Source organism: Limosilactobacillus panis DSM 6035 (genome assembly GCF_001435935.1).
In the GTDB taxonomy this organism is placed as follows: Bacteria; Bacillota; Bacilli; order Lactobacillales; family Lactobacillaceae; genus Limosilactobacillus; species Limosilactobacillus panis.
Map to the genome: position 1 here is coordinate 1 of NZ_AZGM01000131.1, position 292 is coordinate 292.

1 pseudogene is annotated in these 292 nt (G+C 46.6%); it reads left to right on the forward strand.

The window, feature by feature from the left end:
• Nucleotides 1–292, forward strand: a pseudogene (locus FD32_RS10300) (IS30 family transposase); the annotation flags it as partial.

The window sequence follows — 292 nt, forward strand, 5'->3', positions numbered from 1 at the left end:
AAGCTAAGTCGGCATCTAAAAAAGCACCATCGTTCCCACTCTCGGCAAGCAGTGAAACGGCTGGGAGTTTCAATTGAAAAACGCCCGCAAAAGATTAATCAGCGCCAACGTCCTTTTGATTGGGAGGGGGATTTAGTCAAGGGGGTTCGGCGGAAGAATCAACCAGCCCTGATGACTCTAACAGAACGCTTAACGCGCTTTGAGATTGTCATTAAGATTCCCAATTACCGAGCAGGAACCTGTCGTCAAGAGCTTCAGAAGGTGATTAATTACCATCCAAACTGGTTTAACT